A 25,877-nucleotide genomic window follows, 5' to 3' on the forward strand; every position below is an offset into this window, starting at 1 on the left:
TATGCCCGATCCCGGTTGGAATCCCCTGCACGGCGCCCTCTCCTATCCCGCGGAGCGCTATGCCGCCCTTGCCGACAAGGTCGGCAGGATATTGCTGAGCCGCAACGACATCGTATTCGTGCAGGCTGAGGCTGTGGTGGCGCTGGAAGCGGCAGCGGTCAGCCTTGCCCGCCCTGGCCTTTCGGCACTCAATATCGTCACCAGCCCCTATGGCAGCTGGTTCGGGCAATGGCTGCGGCGGGGTGGTGCGACGGTCCAGGATATCGTCGCCGAACCGGGCCTACCGATCGCGATCGAGGTGGTCGCCCATGCGTTGGGGACCAGTCGTCACATCGATGTACTCGCCGTGGTTCACGCGGAATCCGCGAGCGGCATTCTGAATCCCCTGCCCGAGATACTGGCGCTTGCGCGCGCTCGCCGCATCCTCACCGTCGTCGATGCGGTCGCCTCGGTCGGCGGCCATCGGCTCGATGTCGATGCTCTCGACATCGACATCGCGGTGATCGGCCCGCAGAAGGCGCTCGGCGGTCCGGCAGGGGTATCAGCGCTTTCCGTCAGCCGCCGCGCCTGGGAGCTGATCCTCAGGGATGGCGCACCGCGCGATTCCATCCTGTCGCTGGCCGATCTGAAAATGTGGCTCGATGGCGGCCGGCGCGCCCTGCCGGGAACGCCGGCGCCGCTGGAATTCTTCGCGCTGGAAACGGCACTCGACCGCATCGAGGCCGAAGGCTTGGAGAATATCATTGCCCGCCATGCGCTCGCGGCATCGGCGACACGAGCGGGGCTTGCCGCATTGGGCAGCGGGGCCTGGGTTCCGGCTGCAAAGGCTTCGAACCTGGCGACGGCTGTCCCGCTGCCGGAAGCGCTGGCGCCTGCCACGCTGATCGCAGCCGCTGGGCGGCTGGGGGTCGAGCTGACCGAAGGTGTCGGAACCGCGCCGGCCCGTCTTGTGCGGCTGAACCATACAGGTCCGCGCGCTGCATTCCAGACGGTGCTCTCGAATGTGGTGGCCTACGGGGCTGCTCTCAGGCAGGCCGGCCATCCCGCAGATATCGCTGCAGCGTCCGAGGCAATCTCCGCGGCCTACAGCCGATGAAGCCGTCTTCGGCCCTTGATAATCACGGCCCGTCAAGGCAGGAGAGTGGCATCATGGAGAGCTACTTGAGATGACGAGATTGCTGGATGCTCACGGCCTCGAGATTTTGCACGCGAGGCACCACACCCGCCTGAAATGGCACCGGCTGCGCAAGCGGTTTGCCGATCCGCTGTTTTCCGCCGAAGTGATGGCGGAGGGTTTTGCGGCTGGTGCATCGATGGAGCTCGATCTGCGGGTGCGTGCCGATGGCGGCTTCGTCGTGCTGCACGATAGGAAACTCGAAGGCGAAACGACGGGCCATGGACCGATCACCGACAAGAGCATCGGTGACCTCAGGGGCGTGCTGATGAAGGACGGCGCCCGGCCGCTGATCCTTAGCGAGGATCTCGCCGCCATGATGCAGTCGACGCATCCGGCCGCACTGCTGCAATTCGACATGAAGGACGACTTTGAAGCGATCGGCGCCAAGGGCATTGAGCATCTTGCCGCGCATTTCCGGGATATCGCCGCCTCGGTGATCGTCAGCGGCGGCAGCCTCGACCTTATCGTCGCCGTCAAGGAGAAGCTGCCGCACCTGCAGCGCGGCATCGATCCCACGGACAAGCTTTACGATATCTGGAAGGCGAGCGGCTGGAACGCGGTCGAGACTGAGTTGCGCGCCGACCTCAGCGGCCCGACTGAGCCGGACACGATCTATCTCCACTGGCCACTGATCCTGAATGCCGCCAAAGAGGGGCTGGATATGATTGGGCTCTGCCAGGACCACGGCAAACGCGTCGATGCCTGGACCTTCACCCTGAAGAATCCGGAGACCGGCTTCAGCGAGGAGGAATGGCTGAATTTCTCGGCGCTGATGGCGCTCAAGCCGGACCAAATCACCACCGACGAGGCGCCGGCGACCGAACGCGCCTGGCGCAGGCGGACGGCAGATTAATCCGCGGAGCGCGCCAACCCCTCTACCTCGAGGATAAAGGCGAATTCGCCGGCAAGCCCGGGCGAATGGGCAATGACCGGCCCACCATCCGCAAGCAAACTGTCAACCGGGGGCATTGCCACCATTGCTCCCGCCTCTTCGGCGATCAGCGCGCCGGCGAGCATATCCCACGCGTTGAGATGGCGCTCGTAATAAAGGTCGGCCGTACCTTCGGCGACACGAACGAGATCGATGGCGGCCGCACCCATGCGGCGATAATCCATGCCGCGCTCGTGGAGCCGTTTGGAGAGCGCGAGATGATCGTCGAAACTCGTCTTGCGGGAATGACCGAGAATGACGAGCGCATTGGCCGGATCGGTTGTTGCGCCCGCATGAACCGGAAGCCCATCCTTGAAGGCGCCGCCGCCGCGCACGGCGTGGAAGACCTTGTCCTCGGCAGCGTCGTAGACGACGCCGATCTCGACCTTGCCGGCGACGACGAAGGCGATGGAGACGCCCCAGTGCCGGAAGCCCCTGATATAATTGGTCGTGCCGTCGATCGGATCGACGACCCACGTACCGGCTCCACCCGATCGCCCGCCGCTTTCTTCGCCCATGAAAGTATCTTCGGGAAAACGTGAGAGCAGCCCGTTGCGGATTGCTTCCTCGGCCCTTTTATCGGCAACTGTGACAAAATCCTGAAGCCCCTTGTTTTCGATGGCAAGCGTGCCGGGAGCGGACTCGCGCCGGAACCGTGCTGCCTCCCGCCCGACGTCGAGGGCAATGGCGATCGCGACCTCCGCCCGGGCGCGGATGGCGGCGGCATCGAATGGGGAGTTCATCAGGCAGTCCTTCTTTTGATCAATGTCACGGGCGTGAATTCGACACGCGCCATCAGGTCCGGTTCGGCCATGCGGCTTATCAGCAGGTCGACAGTCTGTTCGGCCTGGAGGTCGCAGGGCTGGCGAATGGTTGTCAGCTCATAGGCGCTCCAGCTCGCCTGCGGGATATCGTCATGGCCGATGATGGGAAGCGGTGGCGCATCCTCGCGGCCGCGGCCTTGCATGATGCGGTCAACGACGCCGCAGGCCATGTAGTCATTGGCGCAAAACAGCCCGTCGATGCCGGAGGCGGCAAGCTCGCCCGCCGCATCGTAGCCGCTCCGGTAGTCGTTGATTTTGACATGCAGAAACTCTGCTTCGACGCCAAGCTGCTTGCAGCGGGCGACGAAGGCCTCGCGGCGCCGGCGGGCCGTGTAAGATATGGCGGTTGCGGCCATGACGGCTGGCTTTCGCGCGCCGGCGTCGATCAGGTGGCTGGCGGCGAGATGGCCGGCCATGCGGTCGTCGGAGATGATGCGGTCGACGAAGGGGATGTCGTTGCCCTTGTTGATCAGCACGATCGGCACGCCTTCGGCGGCGCACTGCTCGCAGATCTCGGTCGGCGGCGCATCCGAGGTGACGATCACGCCCGATACGGCGTAATGCAGCAACTGACCGATGAAGGACGAGGTATCCGCCTCCTGTGAGGTCGGCAGCAGGATCGGGCGGAAATTGCGGGCGAGCAGCACCTTCGCCAGATGCTCGATCTGCAGCGTGCGAAACGGATTGTCGAGGCCGGCGGCAACGAGGCCGACGAGATCGGAGCGTTTGTTAGTGAGGCTTCGGGCAAGATAGTTCACCCGATAGCCGAGTTCCTTGGCGGCCTGATAGACTTTTTCGCGGGTCTTCGGGGAGACGCTGGCATCCGGCGTGAAGGCGCGCGACACCGCGGCGCGCGAGACGCCGGCCACGCGCGCCACGTCGAAGGAGGTTACCTTGCGGGGTCCCTTATCCCTATCTGCCAACTGCTTTTTCCCTCACCGCGGGCCCCCGCATCAGATCGGGCAGATCCGTGCAGATGCCAAGAACCGGAAGCTTCATGATGTCATTGAGAATGGTTTGCCGCTCCTCGTGCCAGAGCACGATTTCGCGGCCTGCCTCAAAGACGGGGCGCATGAGCGCCTCCGTCACCAGATCCTGCGGGCGTTCCCCTGCCCTCTCCCAGCAGAGATGCAGGATATCGGCGCCGGCCTCGTCGCCGAGGGCGTGCGGATCGTGGCCGACGCGGATCAGCACCGAGAGCGGGAAATCGCAGCCCGCGTCACGGAGTTCGCGCACCTGCGCCGTGTCGAAGGAACCAAGGCAGGCGAAACGCTGGTTCATCTCGGCAAGGTGGCGCCAGCAGAGCAAGCCGGTTCCGGGCGCCTTGAGCTCGACATAGAGGCCGGTTCCCGTCTTGCGGCCGAGAGCGGCGACCTCCGAAAAACTCGGCACGTCGACGCCGTCGAGGGCGGCGAGCTCAGCGGCCGTCATTTCGGAAATGCGGCGGTCGATGCCGAAGACCCGCTCGAGATGGTCGTCGTGCGAAACGACGACCACGCCGTCTTTGGTCAGTTGCGTGTCGAGCTCCCACATTTCGGCGCCGAGTTCGGCGGCGCGCCGGAATGCGGCGATCGTGTTCTCGCGTTCATGGCCGCTGGCGCCGCGATGGCCGATGCAGAAGGGCAACCGGCCCTTGGTTGCCGGCCAGCCATAACACTCGAAAAATGCGGAGAAATCGCGGCTCATCACAGCCTCCTGCCGTTTTCATCGAAGACGAACACGCCGCGGCTGTCGATCGCCCAGAAAACATCGTCGCCGACGTGGATATCGTTGCGCACCGGCTGGATCGAGCGCAACAGCGGCCCGCCTGATAGAAGCACGTCGTAGAGGTTTTCGCGGCCTTGCGTTTCGGCGAAGGTGACCTTGCCGGGAACGGCGATATCGCCCGCCGGGGTGAAATGTTCCGGGCGGACGCCGAGCATCAGTTTGGTGCCCTCGGCGACGGCGACAGTGTCACGCAGCGGCACGCGGATCTCGCTTTCCGGGATGGTAAAAGCGCCCTTATCAAGGACGCCGCGCAGGAAGGTAATCGGTGGATTGCCGAGGAAGCCGGCGACGAAGGCGGTTTTCGGATCGTTGTACATCTCGGCCGGCGTGGCGATCTGGACGATTTCGCCTTCCTTCATGATGGCGATGCGGTCGCACATGCTCATCGCCTCCACCTGGTCATGGGTGACGAGGATGGCGGTGATGCCGGTTTCGCGCTGGATGCGGCGGATTTCCGAGCGCATTTCGAGGCGGAGCTTGGCGTCGAGATTGGCGAGCGGCTCGTCGAGAAGCAGCACGTCGGGTTTGCGGATCAATGCGCGCGCCAGCGCCACGCGCTGCTGCTGGCCGCCGGAAAGCTGCGCCGGCCGACGTTCCATGAGATTGCCGATCTGCACGAGGCCTGCGATGCGGTCAACCTCCTTGCGGATATCGGCGGTCGGCATGCCTTTCACCTTCAGCGGAAAGCCGATGTTTTCGGCAACCGTCATATGCGGATAGAGCGCGTAGGACTGGAAGACGACGCCGACGTTGCGAGCCTGGCTCGGCAGGTCGGTGACGTCGCGGTCGCCGAAGAGAATGCGCCCGCCTGTCGGCCTATGGATGCCACAGACCGCAAACAGTGTCGTCGACTTGCCGCAGCCGGAGGGGCCGAGAAGCGCCAGCATCTCGCCGTTACCGACTTCGAGCTGCATGTTCTCGATGACCTTGGTGGAGCCGAAGCTCTTCGAAAAATTGTCGAGAAGGATACGCATCAGCCTTTGTTCCCGCCGCCATAGATGTTCATGAGGTATTTGTTGAAGAGCGCGTAAGCGATCAGCACCGGAACGAGGTAGAAGAGGCCGACCGCCTTGAACATGTTGAAATCGTAATTGTTGTCGTCGGCGAGGAAGCCCGCGAGATAGACCGAAAGCACCTGCACCTCATTACCGGGCGCCAGCACCTGCGGCAGGATGAACTCGCCCCAGCCGGAGAGGAAGGAGAACAGGCCGAGCGCCATGATCCCGGGTTGGACCTGCGGCAGCACGAGGCTGCGCCAGACCCGGAAACGCGAGGCGCCATCGACGACACCGGCCATTTCGATTTCCCAGGGCACGGTGTCGTAGAAGCCCTTCATCAGCCAGATGCCGAGAGGCAGGTCGATCGCCGCCTTTACCAGGATGACGCCGATCAGCGAATTGTAGAGGCCGACCATCTGCAGCACGATGAAGATGGCGATGATCAGCGTCACCGACGGGAATGCATGCAGCACCATGACGCCGGCGAGGAAGAAGCCGCGCGCCGGCACGTTCAATCGCGAGAGAACGTAGCCCGCCATCGACGAGATGATGAGCACGAGACTGGTGGTGCAGGCCGAAAACAGCAGCGTGTTCACCGTCACCTGCCAGATGTTCGCCTTGCCCGCCGTCGTCTGCCACAGGAAGCGCCAGTGCTGGAGCGTCAGGCCGGAGGGCAGCAAGGCCTCCGGCTGCTTCACGGTCACGGTGTCGAGGAAGAGATAGACATACATCAGGAGCAGCGGGAGGCTAACGATGGTGAGCGCCGTCATAACGGGCCAGCTGCTGTAATTTGCCGAAGGCTGCGATCGTTCGGCCATGGTCAATCCTCGATCAGGGGCTTGGCGACAAGCGTGCCGTAGTTGAAGACGCGCAGATAGAGGAGCGACAGCGCCACGCCGATGACGACGAGCACGAGCGCCATGGCGGCACCCAGCCCGTATTCGAGATTGCCGGCGTAATTCCTGAGCGCTGTGTGATAGGCGGCGAGCGCCCAGACTTCGGTCGCGTTGCCCGGTCCGCCATTGGTGGCGAGCAGGATTTCATTGAAGGAGGCGAGCAGCGACAGCGTCTGATAGCAGGTGACGAAGAGGATCGGCCAACGCATCTGCGGCAGGATGATGTAGCGGATCTGCTGCCAGCGCGAGGCGCCGTCGACTTCGCTCGCATAGAACTGGCTCTTCGGAATGGCCTTCATCGCTGAGGAGAAGACCAGCATGCCCATCGAGGCGCCGATGAAGCCGTTGATCAGCACGACGAAGAACCAGGCATGATAGGCGGTGTCGAGCAGGTAGTTCTTCGGGGGATAGCCGAACTTGCCCATCAGGATCGAAATAAAGCCGGTATCCCAGGCAAGCCACTTCCACAGCATGACGTAGATGACGACGGGCGTAATGCGCGGCAGGAGCCAGATGCCGCGGAAGATCGAGGCTGGCGCCGGCGGCATGTAATGCGTCCAGATCGCAAGCAGCAGCGCATAGCCTACATTGAAGAGCGTCAACACCAGTGCGACATAGAGCGCGGTATTCAATAGCACGCGCGCCATGTCGGGCGAGGTGGCGATGCGCGAGAAATTGTCTGTTGTCCAGGTCCAGCCGGTATAGGTGGCCTTGGCGACTGTTTCCTTCTGTTCCGGCGTCAGCTTGAGGCCCAGCGTATCGAGAGCGGAAAAGAGCTGTTCCTTGCTGTCGAAGCGCGTGTTGACAACGGAGCGGTTGAACTGTTCGGAAATCTGCTTGACGTCGCGTGTCGAAGGCCGTTCGGCAAGATCCTTGATCATGCGCTCGGCATCGCGGCGCGTCGGAAAGACCTCGCCATTGTGTTTGGCGCGCAATTCCCCAGCGATGCCAGGCGCCAGCCCAAGGCCCTCGACGGCCTTGAGGCCGGTCTCGTCGATCGCATAGCGCGGTTCGGCCAATTCGGCGGCGATGTCGGGCATCACCGATTTCAGCGTGATCAGCGAATTAGGGGCGATCTGGTAGACCCCGCCTGATATGCCGGTCGCCGTCGTCATGCTGGTCATCGAGAAGACCGCCGTCAGAACGACCGGCAGCAGAAAGAAGAGAATGATCATGATCGCGGCAGGCGCGATCATCACCAGTCCGAGCGCTCTGGACGATTTCATGGAAGCCTCCTCGCGGACCGACCGGGCAGCGGGATTGCCGCCGCCCGGAAAAGTGCTTCGATCTTAACGGATGACGATCTTGTCGCCGAGCGTGCTCTTCAGCTCGCTCTCGGCATCGCCGATGGCGGCGTCGACGGTCTTGTCACCGGTCCAGGATGACTGGAGGTTCTTCCACATGATGTTCCAATAGGTGCCGAAATCGGAATTGTTCGGCATCGCACTGGCATGCGGCAGCAGGCGTTCGGTGGCTTCGCGGGTCCAGCGGTCGGCCGAGTAGAAATCGACTTCCGCTTCCGCCTCGGAAATGCCGAGATGGGCGGATTTGACCGCATGCAGCGCGTTGATGCGCGGCTCGGAGGCGATCGTGATCAGCTGGGCGGCGATATCGGTATCCTCCTTGTCGTGACTGGCGGTCAGGAGGTAGACGAGCGGGTGGGTCAGCGTGTTGGCCTTGCCGCCTTCGCCGGCCGGGATCAGCGTGAAGATCACGTTGCCGAAGAAGTCCTTGAGACCTTCCTGGTTGACGAGGCGGGCATAGTGCCAGGTGCCGCCGTCCCAGATGCCGGCCTTGCCGGTGGCGACTTCCTTCCACCACTGATCGCCCGGCATGCCGATATGGTTCTTCTTGGTGACACCTGCCTTAACGGCGTCGGCGAAGAACTGATAGGTGCGGGTCATGGCGGCCTTGTCGAAAACGAGCTTGCCGTTTTCTTCCATCGTGCCGCCGAAGCTGGTGTAGAACTGCCAATAGTCAGGGCCGTTGCTGGTGCGCGGATAGAAGCCGTAGCCCGGCTGGACGAGGCCCTTGTCCTGCATCTTCTTGGCGTCTTCGAGCAGGTTCTTCATGGTGTATTTGCCGTCCTGAACGCTCTGCGGCAGCGCGTCCAGATCGGCATCGCTGTAGCCGATCGCCTTCATATACGGCTTCCAGAAGAACATCGGGCGGGATTCGGCGTCCTGCGGAATGCCGTAGACGGTGCCGTTGTAGGAGGCGATCTTCAGCAGGTTCTCGTAGATGCCGTTGAGCGGCCAGGAGTCGAGATCGACGTAGTCCTCGATCGGAACGATGAGGCCGGCCTGCGACCACGGCGCAATGTCTTCATGGCCGCTGACGACGATATTCGGGGCGGTCTTGGCTTCGGCGGCAAGGGTCAGCGCCTGCTTGAAGTCGTCCCAGCCGGAATAGGCCTTCTTCTCGACGGTGATTTTCAGGTCTTCGCCCTTGAGGGCGGCTTGGCGCTGCAATTGCTGGGCGGCGATCTCGATGGCGTCGAGACGATAGACGTCGTTCGGGCCGGTGCCGCCGGCCCAGACGCTGATGTGAACGTCCTTGGCGAGTGCAAGAGCGGACGTCGAAGCCAGGATGGCGGCTGCGACGGTAAGGGATTTCAATGTCGGCAAAATGGTCATCTTCTTCGTCTCCCTGGAAGAGCGGTGTGAGGCCTCTTGGCGGGTCATCACCGGTATTGACGACCGTTCCGAAGACCCCGCGAAAACGTGGCGTATCTCGCTCTAGGGGGTGAACGTAACGACCGAGTGACAAAATTGAGCACGTGTGCAAAATTATTATGACGATGTTCTCGGCATGGTCAATTGCCGATGCAGCTGATGGCAATCTGAAGGCCTGAATGAGGTGCCCCTTGCCTCCGTTTTCCCAATCAGCTATTGGTAGTGCAGGAACAAACCAACAATGGAGGCGTGCAATGACAGATATTTCTTCGTCCAACGCCTCTTTGGCATAGGCTTCCGAAGCTCCCTACCCTCGATCATATCCGAGACCTTTCAAGCTTCACCATCCGAAGACGGCACGCGTTTCGCACGCAGCCTCTGCGCACGGCGACGTCCGCGCGACATGGCGCTGCGCTCTTCAGGTTTGAAAGAAGGGCGGTTCAGAATTCTGACCGCGATTGATCATGAACAATCAGCACCCCGGCGAGAGCCTGGCGACATCCATGAGCGAGCTTTGCTCGCGATTTAGCTTTCGAGAAATTCTCCTCGCAATCATCATTGCCCGGTGGAAACGACGTCGCATGGTGAACAGCTTCGACGCCTTTCCATCGTGGCTGCGGTGCGACCTCGCTTTGTCCGATGAATAGATCGGCGTCGTCGCTCATATTGGGGGAATATCCGGCCGGGGTGGCTTCAAGGCAAGACCATCCCGGCCGGCTCCGCCATGAAGGCAGATGATCTCCGGTCATGCCATTACGATCTCTGCATCGGCCACGGGATCCCTCTTTCAGATGGAATCCAAACCCACCATCGCTAAGCGACCGAGCCATGCTTTGATTGAAATATCTGGAACTTTAAGTTACTGAGTTAAACTTGGATTTCCGTATCCATCGCATCATCCATCCTCCGATCATCGTTTTTGCGCGTTCATCTCATGAGCCTTCAATCCGTCCGCGCCTTCCTCAGCACCCACGCACCCGATATCGAAATCATCGAAACCGCCGCGAGCTCCTCGACGGTGGCGCTTGCCGCCGAAGCGCATGGCGTCGAGCCCGCCCAGATCGCCAAGACGATTTGTCTGCGCGTCGGCGATCAGACGATGCTGGTCGTTGCATGCGGCACGGCGCGGCTCGACAACCGCAAGTTCAAGGATACGTTCGGCGGCAAGGGGCGCATGCTCGATGCGGAGGAAGTCGTGGCTGTCACGAGCCATCCGGTCGGCGGCGTCTGCCCGTTCGGCCTGCCCGCGCCGTTGCCCGTCTATTGCGATATCTCGCTCAAACGCTTCGATGAGGTCGTGCCGGCGGCCGGTTCGACGAATTCGGCCGTGCGTATCGCCACCGGACGGCTGGCCAAACTGACAGGCGCCAGCTGGGTCGACGTCTGTCAGTAAAGGGGCCGGAGAGCTTCACATGGCGGAAAGAGTACCTATATTGGATCTCGACATGCCGTGATTGCGCATGACAGGAGATCAGGAATGCCGAGTGCCGTTTCGCGTTTTGCCAAGATTGCGGCGATAGCCGTACTGACGAGCGCTACCGTTTTTGCCACCATCAGCGATGCCGATGCGCGCCGCGCCGGCAGCTTCGGTGGATTCGGAAGCCGCGGCACGCGTACTTTCAGCGCGCCTCCGGTCACCAGCACGGCACCTGCCCCGGTAGCCCCGATCGAACGCTCGATGACGCCGCGCCCGCAGACAACCGCACCCTATAACGCGCAGCAGCCCGGCTATGCCCAGCGTCCCGGCCTCTTCGGCGGCTTCGGCCGTTCGATGATCGGCGGCCTGATCGCCGGCGGCCTTCTCGGCATGCTGCTCGGTCATGGTTTTGGCGGCGGCTTCGGCTTCCTCGGCATGCTGCTGCAGATCGCCCTGATCGGCGGCGCCATCATGCTTGCCATGCGGTATTTCGCCAGCCGCCGCCAGCCTTCCTACGGCGTTGGCGGCCAGGGCCGCTCCTACGGGCAGTCCTACAACATGTCGCCCGCGAGCAATTCATCCTTCCAGATCCCGGCGATCGGTTCGGGTTTCGGCCGGCAGTCGAGCGTCAACCGCCCGAGCGACGAGATCGGGCTGGCGCAGGCCGACCTCGACCAGTTCGAGGAGCTGCTGACAAAGGTACAGACCGCTTATGGCGCGGAGGATTATGGTACTTTGCGCCGGCTGACGACGCCTGAGGCAATGTCCTATCTTGCCGAGGAACTCGGCGAAAACGCCACCAATGGCGTGCGCAACCGCGTCTCGGACGTCAAGCTGCTGCAGGGCGATATTGCCGAAGCCTGGCGCGAAGACGGCCAGGAATATGCGACGCTTGCCATGCGCTATTCATCGATCGACGCCATGGTCGAACGTGACAGCGGCCGCGTCGTCTCTGGAGACGACCGCCGTCCGAGCGAAAGCACCGAGGTCTGGACTTTCGTGCGCAGGCCCGGCGCCGACTGGAAGCTCGCCGCGATCCAGGGCACCGAGCAACGCGCCGCCTAGCACCTTCCCGTATCGGGTAAATCAACCGGCCCAGAACCGCCATGCGGTTCTGGGCCATCTGTTTCAGTTCATCGCGACCGGCTTGGAGCGCATGCGGGAAACGGTCTCGCGTTCCGCCCGCTTGCAGCGCATCGGCGGCAGGCCGCGGTCCATCAGGTCCATATCCTCGAGCACCATGTCGCCCATCTTCTTGAAGGCGCTGTCGAGCGCTCCGGCCCGGTGCGCCGAGCGGAGGAAGCCTTTCAGGCTGCGCACCGGATGGTTGGACGGCAGTGGCTCCTCAGGGTAGACGTCGCTCGCCGCAACGATATGGCCCGACGCGACGGCAGCCATCAACGCATCGAAATCGACGACATCGGCGCGGCTGAGCAGAATGAAGGCCGCCCCCCTGCGCATGCTGGCGAAGGCCTCAGTGCCGAGAAATCCCTTGTTTTCGCTGGTGACGGCTGCGACGACGAAGATGAAATCGCTCTTCGTCAGTACATCCTCCAGGCTTGCCGGCTCGACGCCGTTTTCCTCGAGGATCGAGCGCGGCAGCCAGGGATCGAACACCCTGATGTGCGCCCTGAAACCGGAAAGCACCCGGCGCAGCGCCCGGCCGAGATCGCCGAAGCCGACAATACCGATCTCGGAGCCGGCGATCAGGCGCGCACTCGCATTGCCCTCCCCGCCCCAGAATTCATTGCCCTGCCGGAAAGCGACATCCGCATCGACGATGCCGCGCGCCAACGCAAGCGCAAAGCCGAGGCCGATTTCGGCGACCGGCTCGGCAAACACCTGGCCTGTCGTCACGACATGGATACCGCGCTCAAAGAGCACCTCGTAAGGCATATTGTTGAGAAGATTGCTTTCGACGTTGAGGATCGAGCGCAAGGCCGGCATTCTGGCGAGCGTTTCCGCCGAAAGCGGCGGCTGGCCGATGATGTAGCGCGCGTGGCCGAGGATATCGTCGCCGAGGCCGGCGATATTGTCGGGATCGGCTTCGACGATCTCGTATTTCGCATGCAGTTCAGCGCGCGCCTTGTCGCTGAAGATCAGATCGAGCGTGCGCGGCTCGGGCGCGCTGATCGCCAGCGGCCGTTTGATATTCGTCATGGGCCTCTCCTCCATCGCGGCGGTCTGCGCCGTCTCGGCTCAGCGATTGATAGCTTTTGTGCGGGATGCTTTCCAGCTCAATGGTCCTTCGATGCGTCGATACCAATATGGCGACGCTGTCGAAAGTGGCATTTGCCTATCAGATAAGCAATTGAATTGCCTTGGTATTTCTGAGGGTTTTCGTTGACGGCGCAAACGCCTTGAACTAGCTTGTGCGCGCGACTTTGAACTATGCCTGGTGTTCGGCCGCCGCAGCATATCGAAAAACTCACGAGGGGATCGAACAATGAAATCAGCACTCAAGAGCGGCCTGCTTGCTTTGGCTGCCATAGCGCTCCCGGCCGCAGCCTCCGCCCATCCCGCCATCGGCGAAGCGGCGGGTTTCAGCCATGGTTTTGCCCATCCGATATCAGGTCTCGATCATATCCTCGCCATGGTGATGGTCGGCGTTTTCGCATTTCAGCTCGGCGGTCGCGCCACATGGCTCGTGCCGGCGACCTTCGTTCTGGTAATGGCGCTCGGTGGTGCCCTCGGCGTTGCCGGCATCAACGTTCCCTTCGTTGAAATCGGCATCGCGCTTTCCGTCGTCGTGCTCGGCGCCGTTGTTGCGTTCAATGTCAAGGCGCCGCTTGCGGCAGCGCTCGGCGTTGTCGGCCTCTTCGCCATCTTTCACGGCCATGCGCACGGCGCCGAAATGCCGGAGAATGCGACCGGCGCAGCCTATGCTGCCGGTTTCATGATCGCCACCGCATTGCTGCACGTCGCCGGCCTCGCTCTTGGCTATGTCGTCGGCCGTGCCGGTGAACGGCAAGGTGCCTTCGTGACGCGTGCGGCCGGCGGCATTGCCGCCTTATCAGGCATCGTCATCCTGGCCGGCTTGATCTGACCCTGGCGGCGTTCCAGCCGCCGTCAACAGCACCGAGACATCACAATCCAATCAGGACGCCCGGCATGTGCGACGCATTGCCGGGCGTTTCCGCATCATCGCTGCAAAGTCGCGCGGACTTGATCCAAATCAAATCCGGCCGTGCCGTGTCGGGCTATATCGTGACGCACGATCAACGAACGGACATCCAAATTGACGCAGGGTCGCCTTGCCGATTGTCGGCGGGGTGCGAAAGTCTGTACAGTAATTTCAGAAATTTCTGAAATCACTGACGCAACGGAAACAGCAATGAATCTCCCGCCTCTAGTCCAATCCTTCGTTCTCCATTTCGGCGAAATGGGCTCTCGCTGGGGGATCAACCGCACAGTCGGCCAGATCTATGCCCTGCTTTTCGTCTCTCCCGCGCCGCTCTGCGCCGAGGAGATCGCCGATTCCCTCAGCATCTCGCGCTCCAATGTTTCGATGAGCCTGCGCGAATTGCAGGCATGGAACCTCGTCCTTCTCAAGCACAAGCCGGACGATCGCCGCGATTTCTTCACGACGCCCGACGATGTCTGGCAGATTTTGAGGACACTGGCAGAGGAACGAAAGAAGCGCGAGGTCGATCCGACGCTTTCCGTCCTGCGCGAAATCCTGATGCAGCGGCCGGCGAGCGATGCCGAACGTTACGCGCAGGAGCGTATGAGCGACATGCATACGCTGATCGAACAGCTGACGCATTGGTATGAAGACGTAAAACAACTTGAAACGGAAAGGCTCGCGACGCTACTCTCGCTGGGTGCGAAAGTGACCAAGCTTCTGGAGGCCAAGGACCGGGTCGTCTCTCTCGGCCGGAGCCGCCGGCCGAATCCTGCGAACAAGAGTTAGCGCCATGGGCACTGCTTTCTTCGACGCGACAGACAAGCCCGAAGCACGGCCGCCGAATGGCGAGGTCACTTCGTCCCGCGGTGACGCGACAAAAGGCCGCCTGCGCAGGGCGGCATTGCTGCAGGCATTGGCTGCTACCATATGGATCCCGCAGGCCGGGTTGCTGGCCGTTTCGGTCGGCCGTATCGCCGATGGCGGCGGGCTGCATGACGTTCTCTGGCCGGCCCTGGGCATCCTCGTCCTCGGATTGGCAAGAAGCTGTCTCGACGCGGCTGGCGGTCGCCTGGCCTTTCATGCCGCGCGCGCCGAACTCAGCCGCAGGCGCGAGATTGCCATAGCCGCTCTTTCCCTATCGTCGCCGGTCGATCGCGGCCGGCCCGCCTCCGGCAAAGCCGCAAGCATCATTGGCGAGCAGGCGGAACTCATCGTGCCCTATCTCGCTCGTTTCCATCCCGCGCGGATGAAGGCGAGCCTCGTGCCGCTCGTCATCCTTGCCTTCATCCTTCCCGTCTCCTGGATTGCTGCGCTGGTTCTGCTGTTTGCCGCACCGCTGATCCCTGTTTTCATGGCGCTGATCGGCTGGCGCGCCCAAGCGGCGAGCGAAAAACAGCTCGTCGCGACCGGCGGCCTTAACAGCTTCCTGCTCGACCGCCTGCGTGGACTGGCGACGATCCGCGCGCTCAACGCAGTGGATGCGACCGCCCTCAGGCTGCGAGAGGAGGCGGAGTCGCTGCGCAAACGCACCATGGCGGTGCTGAAGATCGCGTTTCTCTCTTCTGCCGTGCTCGAACTCTTTGCCGCGCTCGGCGTGGCAATGATTGCCGTCTATGTCGGTTTCAGCCTGCTCGGCGAAATCCGCTTCGGCACTTGGGTTGGCCGGCTCGATTTGACCGAGGGACTGTTCATCCTGCTGCTGGCGCCGGCTTTCTTCGAGCCGCTGCGCGAGCTTTCGGCGGTCTGGCACGATCGGGCGGCCGGTGAAGCGGCGCTGAAAGCGCTGGACGCCCTTGCCGTCGGCAGCCTGCCCATCCGGGGATCGGCTGAACCGGCTGTTCCCGCCGGCACCGAGGCGCCGGATATCCGCCTTGAAAATCTCGCCTTTCGTTATGGCGCCGACGAGCCGTTGATCCTTGGTGGGTTCAATCTCGATGTCGCCGCCGGCGAACATCTGGCGCTCCTCGGCGCCAGCGGTTCCGGCAAGTCGACGCTTCTTTCGCTGATGTCGGGGTTGGCGCCCTGCACCGATGGCCGCATCGTCATCGGCGGCGTCGAACTAACGGATGAGACGGCGGCCAGCCTGCGTGGCGGCATGGCGTGGATCGGCCAGAACCCGCATATTTTCGCTGGCACCGTCGCGGGCAATATCGCGCTTGGAAGGCCCGGAATTCTGCGTGCCGAAGTCGCTGAAGCCCTTGATGCCGCCAGACTCCGAAAGGTTGCAGATGCCTATGGCAACCGGCCGCTCGGCGAAGGTGGAATCGGGCTTTCCGGCGGTGAGGCGCTCCGGCTGGCGATCGCGCGCGCGGCCTGCAATCCGCATCTGAAGGTGATCCTTGCCGACGAGCCGACCGCGCATCTCGACGCCGCCACCGCGGCTGAAGTGACCGAGAGCCTGCTTTCGCTCGCGCGGGGTCGAACCCTCGTCGTCGCGACCCACGATCCGCTGCTTGCCGCCCGCATGCATCGCACCATGCGTATCGACGCCGGTCTCATCCTGAGGGAGGCGGCCGAATGAGCGGATTTATAGCGGATATCAGGCCGATCCTGCACCTATTCCTCGCCGAGCGCCGGCGCGCGCTGCTGCTCGGCGCGGTGCTTTCGGCGGCGACGGTGACGGCGGGTATCGCGCTGCTCGGCCTCTCCGGCTGGTTCATCACCGCCACTTCGCTTGCCGGGCTTTCGGCCGCAGCCGCCGTCACCTTCGACGTCTTTGCGCCGGCAGCCGGCATTCGCCTGCTCGCCATCGTCAGGACAGCGGCACGCTATGGTGAAAGGCTTGCAACCCATGACGCAACGCTTGGCGTGCTTGCCGCCCTTCGCGAAAGGCTGTTTCGCGGCTTTGCCGAACGGGGTGCTGCCCGCACGCTACTGCGTCGTCCCGCAAGGCTCCTCTTCCGGCTGACGGCCGATATCGATGCGCTCGACTCCCTCTATCTCCGTATTCTCGTGCCGGCCGCGGTGGCGATCGGCGCGGCATTGGCCGCAAGCGTCGCGCTGGGGCTGATGTATCCCCAGTTCGGCCTGTGCTTTGGCCTCTTCCTCGCCATTGCCGGCCTCGGCCTGCCACTGATCGCAGCTCGGGCGGCGCGCAAACATGCCCGCAGACGCGCCCACGGCATTGAAGCGCTGCGGTCGCGGACGATCGATCTCGTCGCCGGCCAGACCGACCTGCTGATGGCCGGCCGCCTTGCCGCGCAAAGGAGCGCAATCGCCATGGCCGACAGCTACGCCGCCTGTGCCGACGACCGGTTGAACCGCGTCGAAACCGGGCTGACATTCGGCTTTGGCCTTGTTTCCACCCTCCTGTTGACGGGTTCGCTGCTTGCCGTCGCAGCCCTTGCGGAAACAATGGTGATTACCGCGCCTGTCGCAGCACTCGGGCTGCTCGTCGCCTTCGCGGCGGTCGAACCCTTCGCGGCGCTACGCCGCGGCGCCCTGGAACTCGGGCGAACGCTATTGGCGGCAAAGCGCACTGCGCCGCGGCTCGCCGCCGTGGCGGCACCCGAGCCGTTGGCGGCGCCGCGGCCGGGATATGCTTTTTCTCTGGCCGACGTGTCCGCCTTCCATGAAAATTCCACCGCGCCGGCGCTCGAAGGCATCGACCTCGAGCTCAAGAAGGGTGAACGCCTGGCCGTCGTCGGCAGCAGCGGCGCCGGTAAGTCGAGCCTGCTTGCCCTGCTTTCCGGCGAGTTGTCGGCAAGGACGGGAGGCGTTGCCGCAGTGCCGTCGACCCTGCTGACGCAGCGGACGGAACTCTTCGAGGACAATCTGAGCGGCAACCTGAGGCTGGCGAATCCTGATGCAGGCGAGGTCCGTCTCCGTGAAGCGCTCGCCGCCGCCGGTCTGCTTGCCGATATAGAGGCGATGCCGCGGGGGATCGACACAAGGCTCGGCGAAGGTGGTCTCGGCCTTTCCGGCGGCCAGTCGCGCCGGCTGGCGCTTGCCCGGCTCTTTCTGCGCGACACGCCGCTCTGGCTGCTCGACGAGCCGACCGAGGGCCTCGATGGCGCCACCGCCCGCGATGTGCTCAGCCGTCTATCGGCAATGGCGGCAGGCCGCTCGCTTGTCATCGCCACGCATATCCGCCGGGAGGCTGCGATCGCCGATCGCATCGCCATCATCGAAGGCGGCCGCATCACACAAGTTTCGCGCCGGGGAGAGGCGGCGTTCGAAAAGGCGCTCGACCGGCTTCGGCCGGACTGAGCCGTGCATTTGCATGCCCTCAGGAGCCAACCGGCGCTCGAGGAACGTTCTGTACCCCGTGGGACCGTGGGAGAAAGACAATGGAACTAGATATCGTAGCACTTTCGCGCTTCCAATTCGCATTGACGGCGCTTTACCACTTCCTGTTCGTGCCTCTGACGCTCGGCCTGTCCGTGCTCCTGGCGATCATGGAAACCGTTTATGTCATGACCGGCCGCCAGATCTGGCGGCAGATGACGAAATTCTGGGGCACGCTGTTCGGCATCAATTTCGTGCTCGGCGTTGCCACAGGCATCGTCATGGAATTCCAGTTCGGGATGAACTGGAGCTATTACAGCTACTATGTCGGTGACATCTTCGGCGCGCCGCTGGCGATCGAAGGCCTGATGGCCTTCTTCCTCGAGGCGACCTTCGTCGGGCTGTTCTTCTTCGGCTGGGACAAGATGTCGAAGGTCGGCCATCTCGTCGCCACCTGGGCGGTAGCGCTCGGCTCGAATTTTTCCGCGCTCTGGATCCTGATCGCCAATGGCTGGATGCAGAACCCTGTGGGATCGGCGCTCAATCCGCAGACGATGCGCATGGAGATCACGAGCTTTTTCGACGTGGTCTTCAATCCCGTCGCCCAAGCCAAATTCGTCCACACGGTGTCGGCGGGTTATGTCTGCGCCTCGGTTTTCGTGCTCGGCGTCTCGGCCTGGTATGTGCTGAAAGGCCGGCATATCGAGCTTGCCAAGCGCTCGATGACCGTGGCCGCCTCCTTCGGTCTTGCCTCGGCGCTCTCGGTCGTCGTGCTTGGCGACGAGAGCGGTTATCTCGCCACCGAAAACCAGAAGATGAAGCTTGCCGCCATCGAAGGCATGTGGAAGACGGAACCGGCGCCGGCGGCCTTCACCGCTTTCGGCTTTCCCGACCAGGAAGCGCGTGAAACGCATTTCGCCGTCCATATTCCCTGGGTCATGGGCCTGATCGGCACGCGGTCGCTGACGACTGAGATCCCTGGTATCGACAAGCTTGAGCAGCAGGCCGAAACCCGAATCCGCGACGGCATCAAGGCTTATGATGCGCTGATGCAGATCCGCGCCGCGCCGGCACAGGATCAGGTTGCGCAGGAAGTGCGCACTTCCTTCGAGGATCTCGGCCATGATCTCGGTTATGCTCTTCTTCTGAAGCGCTACGTCGACGACCCGCGCCAGGCGTCCGATGAGCAGATCGTCCAGGCCGCGCGCGATACGATCCCGCATGTGCCGACGCTCTTCTGGTCCTTCCGCATCATGGTCGGCCTCGGCATGTTCTTCATCCTGCTGATGACGACCTTCTTCTGGCTGTCGGCGCGACGCCAGCTCGACAAATTCCCGCTGCTCCTGAGGATCGCCGTCCTTGCTATTCCGCTGCCCTGGGTCGCCATCGAATTCGGCTGGGTCGTCGCCGAATTCGGCCGTCAGCCGTGGGTGATCGAAGGCGTGCTGCCGACGGCGGCAGCCGTCTCCAGTCTCGGCGCCAGCACCGTGCTTTTGACGATCATCGGTTTTGCCGCACTCTACACGGTGCTGATCGTCATCGAGATGAGCCTGATGATCAAGGCGATCAGGCAGGGACCGGAACCGGACGACGAGCCGGAAGCCCATCTCATTTCCGAAACCCTCGTCCCGGCCGCGGAGTGAACCGTCATGATCCTTCACGAACTCATCGACTATGAAACCCTACGCGTCATCTGGTGGCTGCTGCTCGGCGTTCTGCTGATCGCCTTTGCCACGACGGGTGGCTTCGACCTCGGCGTCGGTGCGCTTCTGCCTTTCGTCGCCAGGACCGATACGGAACGGCGGGTGACGATCAACACCATCGGCGCCACCTGGGAAGGCAACCAGGTCTGGCTGATCCTCGGCGGCGGCGCCATCTTCGCCGCCTGGCCGCCGCTTTATGCCGTCTCCTTCTCGGGCTTCTATCTGGCCATGTTTGCGATTCTTTTCGCTCTCATCCTGCGCCCGGTCGGCTTCAAATACCGGTCGAAGCGGGAGAGCGCCAATTGGCGCAACGGCTGGGACTGGGCACTCTTCATCGGCGGTTTCGTGCCGTCCCTGATCTTTGGCGTTGCCGTCGGCAACGTGCTGCAGGGCGTGCCTTTCCGATTTGCCGACGATATGCGGATATTTTACGAAGGCTCGTTCTTTGCCCTGCTCAACCCCTATGCGCTGCTCTGCGGCCTGCTTTCCCTCGCCATGCTGGTGATGCATGGTGCGGCTTGGCTGGTGTTGAAGTCGAGCGGCCCGGTTGCGGAACGGGCCAGAAGCTATGGCAGCATCGCCGCCCTTGCCGCGATCGTGCTCTTTGCCCTCGGCGGGCTCTTCCTGTGGATCGGCGTCGACGGCTACCGCATCACCAGCGACATCAGCCCGATCGGGCCTTCCAACCCGCTGTTGAAGACCGTGGCGATCGAAAAAGGCGCATGGCTTGCCAATTACGGCGCCCATTCGTGGATGATCGTCGCGCCCGTCCTCGGCTTTGCCGGCGCGGCCTTGGCCTTCATCGCCATGCGGGCAAGGCGCGAGGTGATGACGCTGCTCTTCAGCAAACTCGCAATCTTCGGGATTATCTCGACGGTCGGCCTCTCGATGTTCCCGTTCATCTTGCCCTCCTCGCTCGACCCGCGATCGAGCCTGACGGTCTGGGATGCGTCGTCGAGCCACCAGACGCTGTTCATCATGCTGGTTGTCTCAGCGATTTTCCTGCCGATGATCTTCGCCTACACGGCCTGGGTCTACAAGGTTCTGTGGGGAAAGGTCGACGAGAAATCCATCACCGACAAAAACAGCCACGCCTACTGAGGGAGACGAAACAATGTGGTATTTTGCATGGATCCTCGGCCTGCCGCTGGCAGCAGCCTTCGCTGTCCTCAACGCCATGTGGTATGAGCTGATGGATGACGCAGCCAGAAACAAGGCCTCCGAAACGCGCAAGTAGATATGAGAAGGGCGCGGTTCGAAACGCGCCCTCTCTCTTTTCCGTCAGCCTTCCAGCCACTTCACCTGATCGGGTGTCAGCTGGATGTCGAGCGCCGAGAGGCTGTCTTCCAGCTCGGCGACGGTGCGTGGCCCGATCAGCGGAATGACCGGGAAAGGCTGGGCGATCACATAGGCAAGTGCGATGTGGATCGGGTTGCGACCGAGCTTGTTGGCAAGCTCGATGGCGCGGTCGCGGCGTCCGAAATTGCGTTCGGAATACCAGACCCGAACGATCTCCTCATCGTCCCTCTTGTCGCGGCCGGCCCGATCGGTAAAGAAGCCGCGGCCCTGGCTCGACCAGGCAAAGTTCGGAATTTGCTTCTCATTCAGCCACTTCTTCCAGTCGTCATCGGAAGCGGCGACGCAGCCGGCCCAGATCGGGTCGAGCATCTCGGCAAGCGAGAAGTTGTTGGAGAGCGCCGCCGGCGCCGCCTTGCCTGATTTTTCGGCATAGGCGATCGCCTCGTCGAAACGCGCGCGCGTCCAGTTCGAGCCGCCGAAGATGCCGCGGATGCGGCCGCGTTTGACTTCGGCATCCATGGCATCGACGAACTCGCCAACAGGCACGTCGGTATTGTCGCGGTGCATGAAATAGACGTCGACATAGTCGGTCTTCAGCCGCGCGAGCGACTGGTCGAGCTGCTTTGCGATCATGTCGGGATAGCAGAGCGGCGAATGCGCGCCCTTGCCGATCAGCACGATCTCCTCGCGCGGCACCTTGCGGCTCGTGTGCCAGTCGCCGAAGATCGTCTCCGTCTTGCCGCCGCCATAGACATAGGCGGTGTCGAAGGCATTGCCCCCGGCCTCGTAGAAGGCATCAAGCGTCAGCGAGGCAGAGGCGAAATTCGGGAAGAACTCGAAGCCGAGTGTGACCACCGAGGCCGGCTTGGAAATACCGGGAATCTGACGCCGCGGAATGCTGCTGCCGCGCGTCACTGTGCCGCCGGCGATGTTCTTCGTGCGCTTGTCTGCTTTCTCGACACCGTATTCAAGGCCGATCGAGGCGCGCCACTGGTCGAGCACGCGCAGGTTTGCGATCGAATCCGCCCAGCTCATGCCGGGAGAGCTGAACTCGGTTCTGCCGGCGCGAATGGCGTCGCCCGCAGAGTCCGCCTCGAAGGAGTAGAGCCAGCGGTCTTCCCTGAGCTCGATCGTTTCCTGTTTGCCGCCCTTGAAGATCTCAATCTTGCCGACGCCGCCCTTGTGGCCGGAGGCGAACCAGAAGTCAGCGACCTCGATGCGGCCCTCGGAGCCGATGATGCGCAACACATTGTCCTGCTGCGCCATGATCGAGCAGGAGACTTCGGCGATGATCTCGTTCGGGAACTTGAGAACGGCGGATGCCCATTCATCGACGCCGCTCTGGCCAAGATGGGCGACGCCCGAAACCTTCTCCGGGTCGAGGAAGGCTTTGCCGTCCGCCGCACCGGCGATCAGTCTGGCCATCGAGACCGGATAACCGCCGACATCGAGAATTCCGCCGCCGGCTGTCTCATTGGCGAAAAGCCGGTGTTCCGGCTTGAAGCTGCCCATGTTGAAGCCGAAGCTGGAGCGGATGATCCGGACAGTGCCGATCACGCCGCTCTTGATGAGCTCGACCAGCTTCTCCGTCTGCGGATGCACGCGGTACATGAAGGCCTCGCCGGCAAAGACGCCGGCCTTCTTCGCTTCGTAATAGACGGCTTCGGCGTCATAGGCCGAAAGTGCGATCGGCTTTTCGATGAGGATATGCTTGCCGGCGCGTGCGGCCTTGATCGCCCACTCGGCATGGCCGGTGTGAGGAGTTGAGATATAGACCGCGTCGATTTCCTTGTCGGCGAGCAGCGCCTCGTAACCGTTGACGATGCGGGCGCCGGGGAAGTTTTCCTGAAGCCCCGGCTTCTCGGGATTGCGCGTGGCGATCGCCACAAGTTTGCCGGTGCGCGAATGGGCGACGCCGTCGGCAAAGGTACGAGCGATGGTGCCGGGGCCGATGATGCCCCAGCGGATCAGTTGATCGGAAGTCATGGAAAGTCCTCTTTCGTCTTTCTGCCTTGGGATTGGTTTAGCGAAGCCGTCTGCCGGCGCCGTCGAAAAGGAAGGTGTGGCTGGCGGGAAGACCGACGGTCAGGGTTTCGCGATTGCCGGCGCTGCGCGACTCCGGCCGTTCGATGATCAGCTGCTCGCTGCCGATGGCGGCGTAGATGTAGCTGGTATTGCCGAGATGTTCGGCGACGTCGATGCTGACGACGAGATCGGCGTCGCCCTCGCCCGCATCGACGAAATGTTCGGGACGAATGCCGAGCGTGACCTTTGCTCCGACTTCGACAGGATCGGCAATGGGCATCGCCAGGCGCGTATCGGCCTCGCTTTCCAGCGCAATCACCACCCTGCCCGGCTGGGTCTCGACTACCACGGCCTTGAGGAAATTCATCTTCGGCGAGCCGACGAAGCCGGCGACGAACTGGTTGGCGGGATCGTCGTAAAGATCGAGCGGCGCACCGATCTGCTCGATATTGCCGGCGCGCAGCACGACAATCCTGTCGGCGAGCGTCATCGCTTCCGTCTGGTCATGCGTGACGTAGATCATCGTCGTGCCGAGCTGCTTGTGCAGCCTGGAGATTTCGACGCGCATCTGTACGCGCAATTCGGCATCCAGGTTCGACAGCGGCTCGTCGAACAGGAAGACCTCGGGTTCGCGGACGATGGCGCGGCCGATCGCGACGCGCTGGCGCTGGCCGCCGGAAAGCTGCTTTGGCCGCCGCTTCATCAGCTCGGCGATCTGCAGGATCTCGGAGACATGGCGCACGCGCCGCTCTGTATCGGCCTTCGGATTGCCGTTCATGCGCAGGCCGAAGCTCAAATTCTCTTCGACGGTCAGGTGCGGATAAAGCGCATAGGACTGGAATACCATGGCGATGCCGCGGTCGGCGGGCTCGACGTCGTTAACGACCCTGCCGCCGATCCGAAGCTCGCCTGAGGTAATGTCCTCGAGGCCGGCGATCATTCGCAGCAAGGTGGATTTGCCGCAGCCGGATGGGCCGACGAAGACGACGAATTCGCCGTCCTTCACCTCCAGATTGGCGCCATGGATGATCTCAAAGCCGCCGAAGCGCTTGACGATATTGCTGAGTGAAAGCTCTGCCATGCGGCCTCCCGGATTATTTGATTGCGCCGGCCGCGATGCCGGCGATGAAGTGACGTTGCAAAGCCACGAAGACAACGAGGATCGGTGCCGTCAGCAGCACGGCCCCGGCCATGATGCCGCCCCATGACACCTTGGTGAGGCCGATCAGCGTTCCAAGTGCCACCGGCGCCGTCATCATTCCTGGTCTGGAGTTGATCAGCAGCGGCCAGAGGTAGTTGTTCCAAGAGGCGAGGAAGAGGATGATCGCGAGCGCCGCCATGGTCGGCCGCGCGAGCGGCAGGGCAATGCGCAGGAAGATCTGCCATTCCTTGACGCCCTCGACGCGGGCAGCATCGAAGAGTTCGCCCGGCATCATCGAGAAGGATTGCCGCATGAACAGCACGCCGAGCGAATTGAAGAGCGGCGGCACGATCAGCGCCACCCAGGTGTTCGCCAGCCGGAATTCGCGCGCCACCATGATGAATTGCGGGATGACGACCACGGAAAACGGCAAGGTGATCGTGCCGAGGATGATGGCGATGATGATCGAGCGGCCGACGAAACGGTAACGCGCCAGCGCCCAGCCCGCCATAGAGGTCAGAAATACGGACAGGAAGGTGTATATGATCGCGACGCCGATCGAGATCACCATCGCGCCGATGAAATCGGTATCGGCCTGCAGGTTCTTGAAATTTTCGACGAAGTTGGTCGACGGCCAGAGCACGATTTCGGGATTGAAGATGGCGTTGTCCGGCATGGTCGAGAAGACAAACATCATCCAGAGCGGAAACAGCCAGATGAGTGCAAGCGGCGCCAGCGCGGCGTGCAGCGCGATCTGCCGCAGCAGGAGGGATTGCGATTTGGATTTCATTTCGGATCTCTCCCGATCCAGAGATTGAGGAACGAGATCGTTACGGCAAGGGCCGCCATCGTATAGGCGATCGCCGAGGCATAGCCGAAATTGAGCGAAGTGAAGCCTTGACGGTAGAGAAAGAGGCCCATCGTTTCGGTGCCGCCGCCCGGACCACCGCGATTGGTGATGAGGAAGGGCTCGGTGAAGAGCTGCATGGTGCCGATGACCGAGAGGACCACACAGAAGAGGATGATCGGTTTCAGGAGCGGCAGGGTGATGTGGAAGAACTGCTGCACCTTGCTGACCCGGTCGAGCGTCGCCGCCTCGTAGACATCATCGGGAATCGCCTGCAGGCCGGCAAGGATGATGATGGCGTTATAGCCCGCCCAGCGCCAGGTGACCGCCAGGATGATGACCGCCATAGCGGCGTTGGCATTGTCGAACCATGACACCGGACTGAAGCCGGCGGCTGAAATCAGCTTGTTGATGACGCCGAAATCGAGGCTGAACATCAGCCGGAACACGGCGGCATAGGCAACCTCGCCGACGACGACGGGCGCAAAGAAGGCGAAGCGGAAGAGCGGGCGCGCTTTCAAGAGCGGCGAGTTGAGCAGGACCGCCATAACAGTCGCAAGTGCGATCATGACGGGCACCTGGATCACCAGGATGACCAGCGTGTTGTAAAGCGCGTTATAGAAAGCCGGATCGTAAAAGAGCCGACCCCAATTGGCCTGAAAACTATATTTCCACGGGTTGATGCGTGTGTTCTGAAAGGAAATCAGGAACGAATCGATAATCGGCCAGACCCAGAAGGCGGCGAAAACCAGCAGATAGGGAGCGAGGAACGCATAGGCGCTCCGGGTTCTGAACGGCATTCAGCCTCCTCCTTACGAAACGA

The 25,877-nt window shown here is 62.5% G+C and carries 24 protein-coding genes; 11 read left to right on the forward strand and 13 right to left on the reverse strand.

Translation table 11 applies throughout. The features are described 5' to 3' along the window. Position 1: 1 nt before the first annotated feature. Together EFB14_RS09030 and EFB14_RS09035 are read left to right on the forward strand one after the other, a co-directional pair. On the forward strand, positions 2-1,096 hold the full coding sequence (locus EFB14_RS09030; protein WP_126824627.1) for a pyridoxal-phosphate-dependent aminotransferase family protein: 1,095 nt from the start codon (positions 2-4) through the stop codon (positions 1,094-1,096). A gap of 70 nt (positions 1,097-1,166) precedes the next feature. Beyond that, a complete protein-coding gene (locus EFB14_RS09035; protein ID WP_126824630.1) occupies positions 1,167-2,030 on the forward strand; it encodes a glycerophosphodiester phosphodiesterase in 864 nt (287 codons plus the stop codon). Here the strand turns inward: EFB14_RS09035 and EFB14_RS09040 are convergent. From EFB14_RS09040 to EFB14_RS09075, 8 genes are all read right to left on the reverse strand, one after another. Continuing rightward, positions 2,027-2,851: an inositol monophosphatase family protein gene (locus EFB14_RS09040; protein WP_125847865.1), complete on the reverse strand. Its 825-nt coding sequence runs from the start codon at positions 2,849-2,851 to the stop codon at positions 2,027-2,029. The genes EFB14_RS09035 and EFB14_RS09040 overlap by 4 nt on opposite strands. Further along, entirely contained in the window at positions 2,851-3,855 is a 1,005-nt protein-coding gene (locus EFB14_RS09045) for a LacI family DNA-binding transcriptional regulator (RefSeq protein WP_125847863.1), read from the reverse strand. The genes EFB14_RS09040 and EFB14_RS09045 overlap by 1 nt, the downstream gene beginning before the upstream one ends. Beyond that, positions 3,845-4,618 carry a glycerophosphodiester phosphodiesterase gene (locus EFB14_RS09050; RefSeq protein WP_125847861.1) on the reverse strand — a complete coding sequence of 258 codons (774 nt, stop codon included), beginning with the start codon at positions 4,616-4,618 and terminating at the stop codon, positions 3,845-3,847. The genes EFB14_RS09045 and EFB14_RS09050 overlap by 11 nt, the downstream gene beginning before the upstream one ends. Beyond that, complete coding sequence (locus EFB14_RS09055; protein WP_126824634.1) at positions 4,618-5,673, reverse strand: ABC transporter ATP-binding protein; 1,056 nt, start codon at positions 5,671-5,673, stop codon at positions 4,618-4,620. Before EFB14_RS09055 ends, EFB14_RS09050 begins: the two co-directional genes overlap by 1 nt. Next, a complete protein-coding gene (locus EFB14_RS09060; protein WP_125847857.1) occupies positions 5,673-6,515 on the reverse strand; it encodes a carbohydrate ABC transporter permease in 843 nt (280 codons plus the stop codon). Before EFB14_RS09060 ends, EFB14_RS09055 begins: the two co-directional genes overlap by 1 nt. 2 nt (positions 6,516-6,517) lie before the next feature. After that, positions 6,518-7,819, reverse strand: coding sequence for a carbohydrate ABC transporter permease (locus tag EFB14_RS09065; RefSeq protein WP_125847855.1), 1,302 nt, complete (start codon positions 7,817-7,819; stop codon positions 6,518-6,520). Positions 7,820-7,882: 63 nt separating this feature from the next. Further along, positions 7,883-9,229 (reverse strand): extracellular solute-binding protein, encoded by a 1,347-nt coding sequence (locus EFB14_RS09070; RefSeq protein WP_126824637.1) that lies wholly within the window; start codon positions 9,227-9,229, stop codon positions 7,883-7,885. Between the two features lie 479 nt (positions 9,230-9,708). Next, positions 9,709-9,933, reverse strand: coding sequence for a hypothetical protein (locus EFB14_RS09075; RefSeq protein WP_125847851.1), 225 nt, complete (start codon positions 9,931-9,933; stop codon positions 9,709-9,711). Positions 9,934-10,202: 269 nt separating this feature from the next. On the opposite strand from EFB14_RS09075, the gene EFB14_RS09080 reads away from it, so the two are divergent. Both EFB14_RS09080 and EFB14_RS09085 read left to right on the forward strand, forming a co-directional pair. Next, positions 10,203-10,661 carry a YbaK/EbsC family protein gene (locus tag EFB14_RS09080; protein ID WP_126824641.1) on the forward strand — a complete coding sequence of 153 codons (459 nt, stop codon included), beginning with the start codon at positions 10,203-10,205 and terminating at the stop codon, positions 10,659-10,661. A gap of 84 nt (positions 10,662-10,745) precedes the next feature. Then, complete coding sequence (locus EFB14_RS09085) at positions 10,746-11,750, forward strand: Tim44 domain-containing protein (protein WP_125847847.1); 1,005 nt, start codon at positions 10,746-10,748, stop codon at positions 11,748-11,750. Positions 11,751-11,813: 63 nt separating this feature from the next. Here EFB14_RS09085 and EFB14_RS09090 read toward each other — a convergent pair whose 3' ends face one another. Further along, on the reverse strand, positions 11,814-12,845 hold the full coding sequence (locus EFB14_RS09090) for a hydroxyacid dehydrogenase (protein ID WP_126824644.1): 1,032 nt from the start codon (positions 12,843-12,845) through the stop codon (positions 11,814-11,816). Positions 12,846-13,131: 286 nt separating this feature from the next. On the opposite strand from EFB14_RS09090, the gene EFB14_RS09095 reads away from it, so the two are divergent. The 7 genes from EFB14_RS09095 to cydX all read left to right on the forward strand — a co-directional run bounded on the left by EFB14_RS09095 (position 13,132) and on the right by cydX (position 20,979). Further along, positions 13,132-13,731 (forward strand): HupE/UreJ family protein, encoded by a 600-nt coding sequence (locus tag EFB14_RS09095; protein ID WP_125847842.1) that lies wholly within the window; start codon positions 13,132-13,134, stop codon positions 13,729-13,731. A 288-nt stretch (positions 13,732-14,019) separates the two neighbouring features. After that, positions 14,020-14,598 carry a GbsR/MarR family transcriptional regulator gene (locus EFB14_RS09100; RefSeq protein ID WP_125847840.1) on the forward strand — a complete coding sequence of 193 codons (579 nt, stop codon included), beginning with the start codon at positions 14,020-14,022 and terminating at the stop codon, positions 14,596-14,598. A 4-nt stretch (positions 14,599-14,602) separates the two neighbouring features. After that, positions 14,603-16,333, forward strand: coding sequence for a thiol reductant ABC exporter subunit CydD (gene cydD / locus EFB14_RS09105; protein WP_126824647.1), 1,731 nt, complete (start codon positions 14,603-14,605; stop codon positions 16,331-16,333). Beyond that, positions 16,330-18,021 carry an amino acid ABC transporter ATP-binding/permease protein gene (locus tag EFB14_RS09110; RefSeq protein ID WP_126824650.1) on the forward strand — a complete coding sequence of 564 codons (1,692 nt, stop codon included), beginning with the start codon at positions 16,330-16,332 and terminating at the stop codon, positions 18,019-18,021. Before cydD ends, EFB14_RS09110 begins: the two co-directional genes overlap by 4 nt. An 80-nt stretch (positions 18,022-18,101) precedes the next feature. Next, entirely contained in the window at positions 18,102-19,682 is a 1,581-nt protein-coding gene (locus EFB14_RS09115) for a cytochrome ubiquinol oxidase subunit I (protein ID WP_126824653.1), read from the forward strand. Positions 19,683-19,688: 6 nt separating this feature from the next. Beyond that, positions 19,689-20,843, forward strand: coding sequence for a cytochrome d ubiquinol oxidase subunit II (gene cydB / locus EFB14_RS09120; RefSeq protein ID WP_125847832.1), 1,155 nt, complete (start codon positions 19,689-19,691; stop codon positions 20,841-20,843). 13 nt (positions 20,844-20,856) lie between these two features. Further along, complete coding sequence (cydX, locus tag EFB14_RS09125; protein ID WP_125847830.1) at positions 20,857-20,979, forward strand: cytochrome bd-I oxidase subunit CydX; 123 nt, start codon at positions 20,857-20,859, stop codon at positions 20,977-20,979. A gap of 44 nt (positions 20,980-21,023) precedes the next feature. On the opposite strand, the gene EFB14_RS09130 is transcribed toward cydX, so the two are convergent. Genes EFB14_RS09130 through EFB14_RS09145 form a run of 4 tightly spaced genes read right to left on the reverse strand, consistent with a single transcriptional unit; the run spans position 21,024 to position 25,854 of the window. Beyond that, positions 21,024-23,027 carry an aldo/keto reductase gene (locus tag EFB14_RS09130; protein ID WP_125847829.1) on the reverse strand — a complete coding sequence of 668 codons (2,004 nt, stop codon included), beginning with the start codon at positions 23,025-23,027 and terminating at the stop codon, positions 21,024-21,026. 37 nt (positions 23,028-23,064) lie between these two features. Then, positions 23,065-24,147 carry an ABC transporter ATP-binding protein gene (locus EFB14_RS09135; RefSeq protein ID WP_125847827.1) on the reverse strand — a complete coding sequence of 361 codons (1,083 nt, stop codon included), beginning with the start codon at positions 24,145-24,147 and terminating at the stop codon, positions 23,065-23,067. Positions 24,148-24,160: 13 nt separating this feature from the next. Continuing rightward, the gene (locus EFB14_RS09140; protein WP_125847825.1) at positions 24,161-24,997 is read right to left on the reverse strand and encodes a carbohydrate ABC transporter permease; all 837 of its coding nucleotides are present in this window, start codon (positions 24,995-24,997) and stop codon (positions 24,161-24,163) included. Next, a complete protein-coding gene (locus EFB14_RS09145; RefSeq protein ID WP_125847823.1) occupies positions 24,994-25,854 on the reverse strand; it encodes a carbohydrate ABC transporter permease in 861 nt (286 codons plus the stop codon). Before EFB14_RS09145 ends, EFB14_RS09140 begins: the two co-directional genes overlap by 4 nt. Positions 25,855-25,877 lie beyond the last annotated feature (23 nt).

The sequence above is a fragment of the Rhizobium fabae genome (assembly GCF_003985135.1).
Lineage (GTDB): Bacteria > Pseudomonadota > Alphaproteobacteria > Rhizobiales > Rhizobiaceae > Rhizobium > Rhizobium pisi.

Excerpts from the sequence above, each read along its gene's own strand:
- EFB14_RS09100 (WP_125847840.1), top strand. The coding sequence starts at position 14,020 with ATGAATCTCCCGCCTCTAGTCCAATCCTTCGTTCTCCATTTCGGCGAA.
- EFB14_RS09130 (WP_125847829.1), bottom strand. The coding sequence starts at position 23,027 with ATGACTTCCGATCAACTGATCCGCTGGGGCATCATCGGCCCCGGCACC.
- EFB14_RS09145 (WP_125847823.1), bottom strand. The coding sequence starts at position 25,854 with ATGCCGTTCAGAACCCGGAGCGCCTATGCGTTCCTCGCTCCCTATCTG.
- EFB14_RS09110 (WP_126824650.1), top strand. The coding sequence starts at position 16,330 with ATGAGCGGATTTATAGCGGATATCAGGCCGATCCTGCACCTATTCCTC.
- EFB14_RS09035 (WP_126824630.1), top strand. The coding sequence starts at position 1,167 with ATGACGAGATTGCTGGATGCTCACGGCCTCGAGATTTTGCACGCGAGG.
- EFB14_RS09050 (WP_125847861.1), bottom strand. The coding sequence starts at position 4,618 with ATGAGCCGCGATTTCTCCGCATTTTTCGAGTGTTATGGCTGGCCGGCA.
- EFB14_RS09030 (WP_126824627.1), top strand. The coding sequence starts at position 2 with ATGCCCGATCCCGGTTGGAATCCCCTGCACGGCGCCCTCTCCTATCCC.
- EFB14_RS09115 (WP_126824653.1), top strand. The coding sequence starts at position 18,102 with ATGGAACTAGATATCGTAGCACTTTCGCGCTTCCAATTCGCATTGACG.
- EFB14_RS09065 (WP_125847855.1), bottom strand. The coding sequence starts at position 7,819 with ATGAAATCGTCCAGAGCGCTCGGACTGGTGATGATCGCGCCTGCCGCG.
- EFB14_RS09140 (WP_125847825.1), bottom strand. The coding sequence starts at position 24,997 with ATGAAATCCAAATCGCAATCCCTCCTGCTGCGGCAGATCGCGCTGCAC.
- EFB14_RS09040 (WP_125847865.1), bottom strand. The coding sequence starts at position 2,851 with ATGAACTCCCCATTCGATGCCGCCGCCATCCGCGCCCGGGCGGAGGTC.
- EFB14_RS09080 (WP_126824641.1), top strand. The coding sequence starts at position 10,203 with ATGAGCCTTCAATCCGTCCGCGCCTTCCTCAGCACCCACGCACCCGAT.
- EFB14_RS09135 (WP_125847827.1), bottom strand. The coding sequence starts at position 24,147 with ATGGCAGAGCTTTCACTCAGCAATATCGTCAAGCGCTTCGGCGGCTTT.
- cydB (WP_125847832.1), top strand. The coding sequence starts at position 19,689 with ATGATCCTTCACGAACTCATCGACTATGAAACCCTACGCGTCATCTGG.
- EFB14_RS09095 (WP_125847842.1), top strand. The coding sequence starts at position 13,132 with ATGAAATCAGCACTCAAGAGCGGCCTGCTTGCTTTGGCTGCCATAGCG.
- EFB14_RS09055 (WP_126824634.1), bottom strand. The coding sequence starts at position 5,673 with ATGCGTATCCTTCTCGACAATTTTTCGAAGAGCTTCGGCTCCACCAAG.
- EFB14_RS09070 (WP_126824637.1), bottom strand. The coding sequence starts at position 9,229 with ATGACCATTTTGCCGACATTGAAATCCCTTACCGTCGCAGCCGCCATC.
- EFB14_RS09085 (WP_125847847.1), top strand. The coding sequence starts at position 10,746 with ATGCCGAGTGCCGTTTCGCGTTTTGCCAAGATTGCGGCGATAGCCGTA.
- cydX (WP_125847830.1), top strand. The coding sequence starts at position 20,857 with ATGTGGTATTTTGCATGGATCCTCGGCCTGCCGCTGGCAGCAGCCTTC.
- EFB14_RS09060 (WP_125847857.1), bottom strand. The coding sequence starts at position 6,515 with ATGGCCGAACGATCGCAGCCTTCGGCAAATTACAGCAGCTGGCCCGTT.
- EFB14_RS09075 (WP_125847851.1), bottom strand. The coding sequence starts at position 9,933 with ATGAGCGACGACGCCGATCTATTCATCGGACAAAGCGAGGTCGCACCG.
- cydD (WP_126824647.1), top strand. The coding sequence starts at position 14,603 with ATGGGCACTGCTTTCTTCGACGCGACAGACAAGCCCGAAGCACGGCCG.
- EFB14_RS09090 (WP_126824644.1), bottom strand. The coding sequence starts at position 12,845 with ATGACGAATATCAAACGGCCGCTGGCGATCAGCGCGCCCGAGCCGCGC.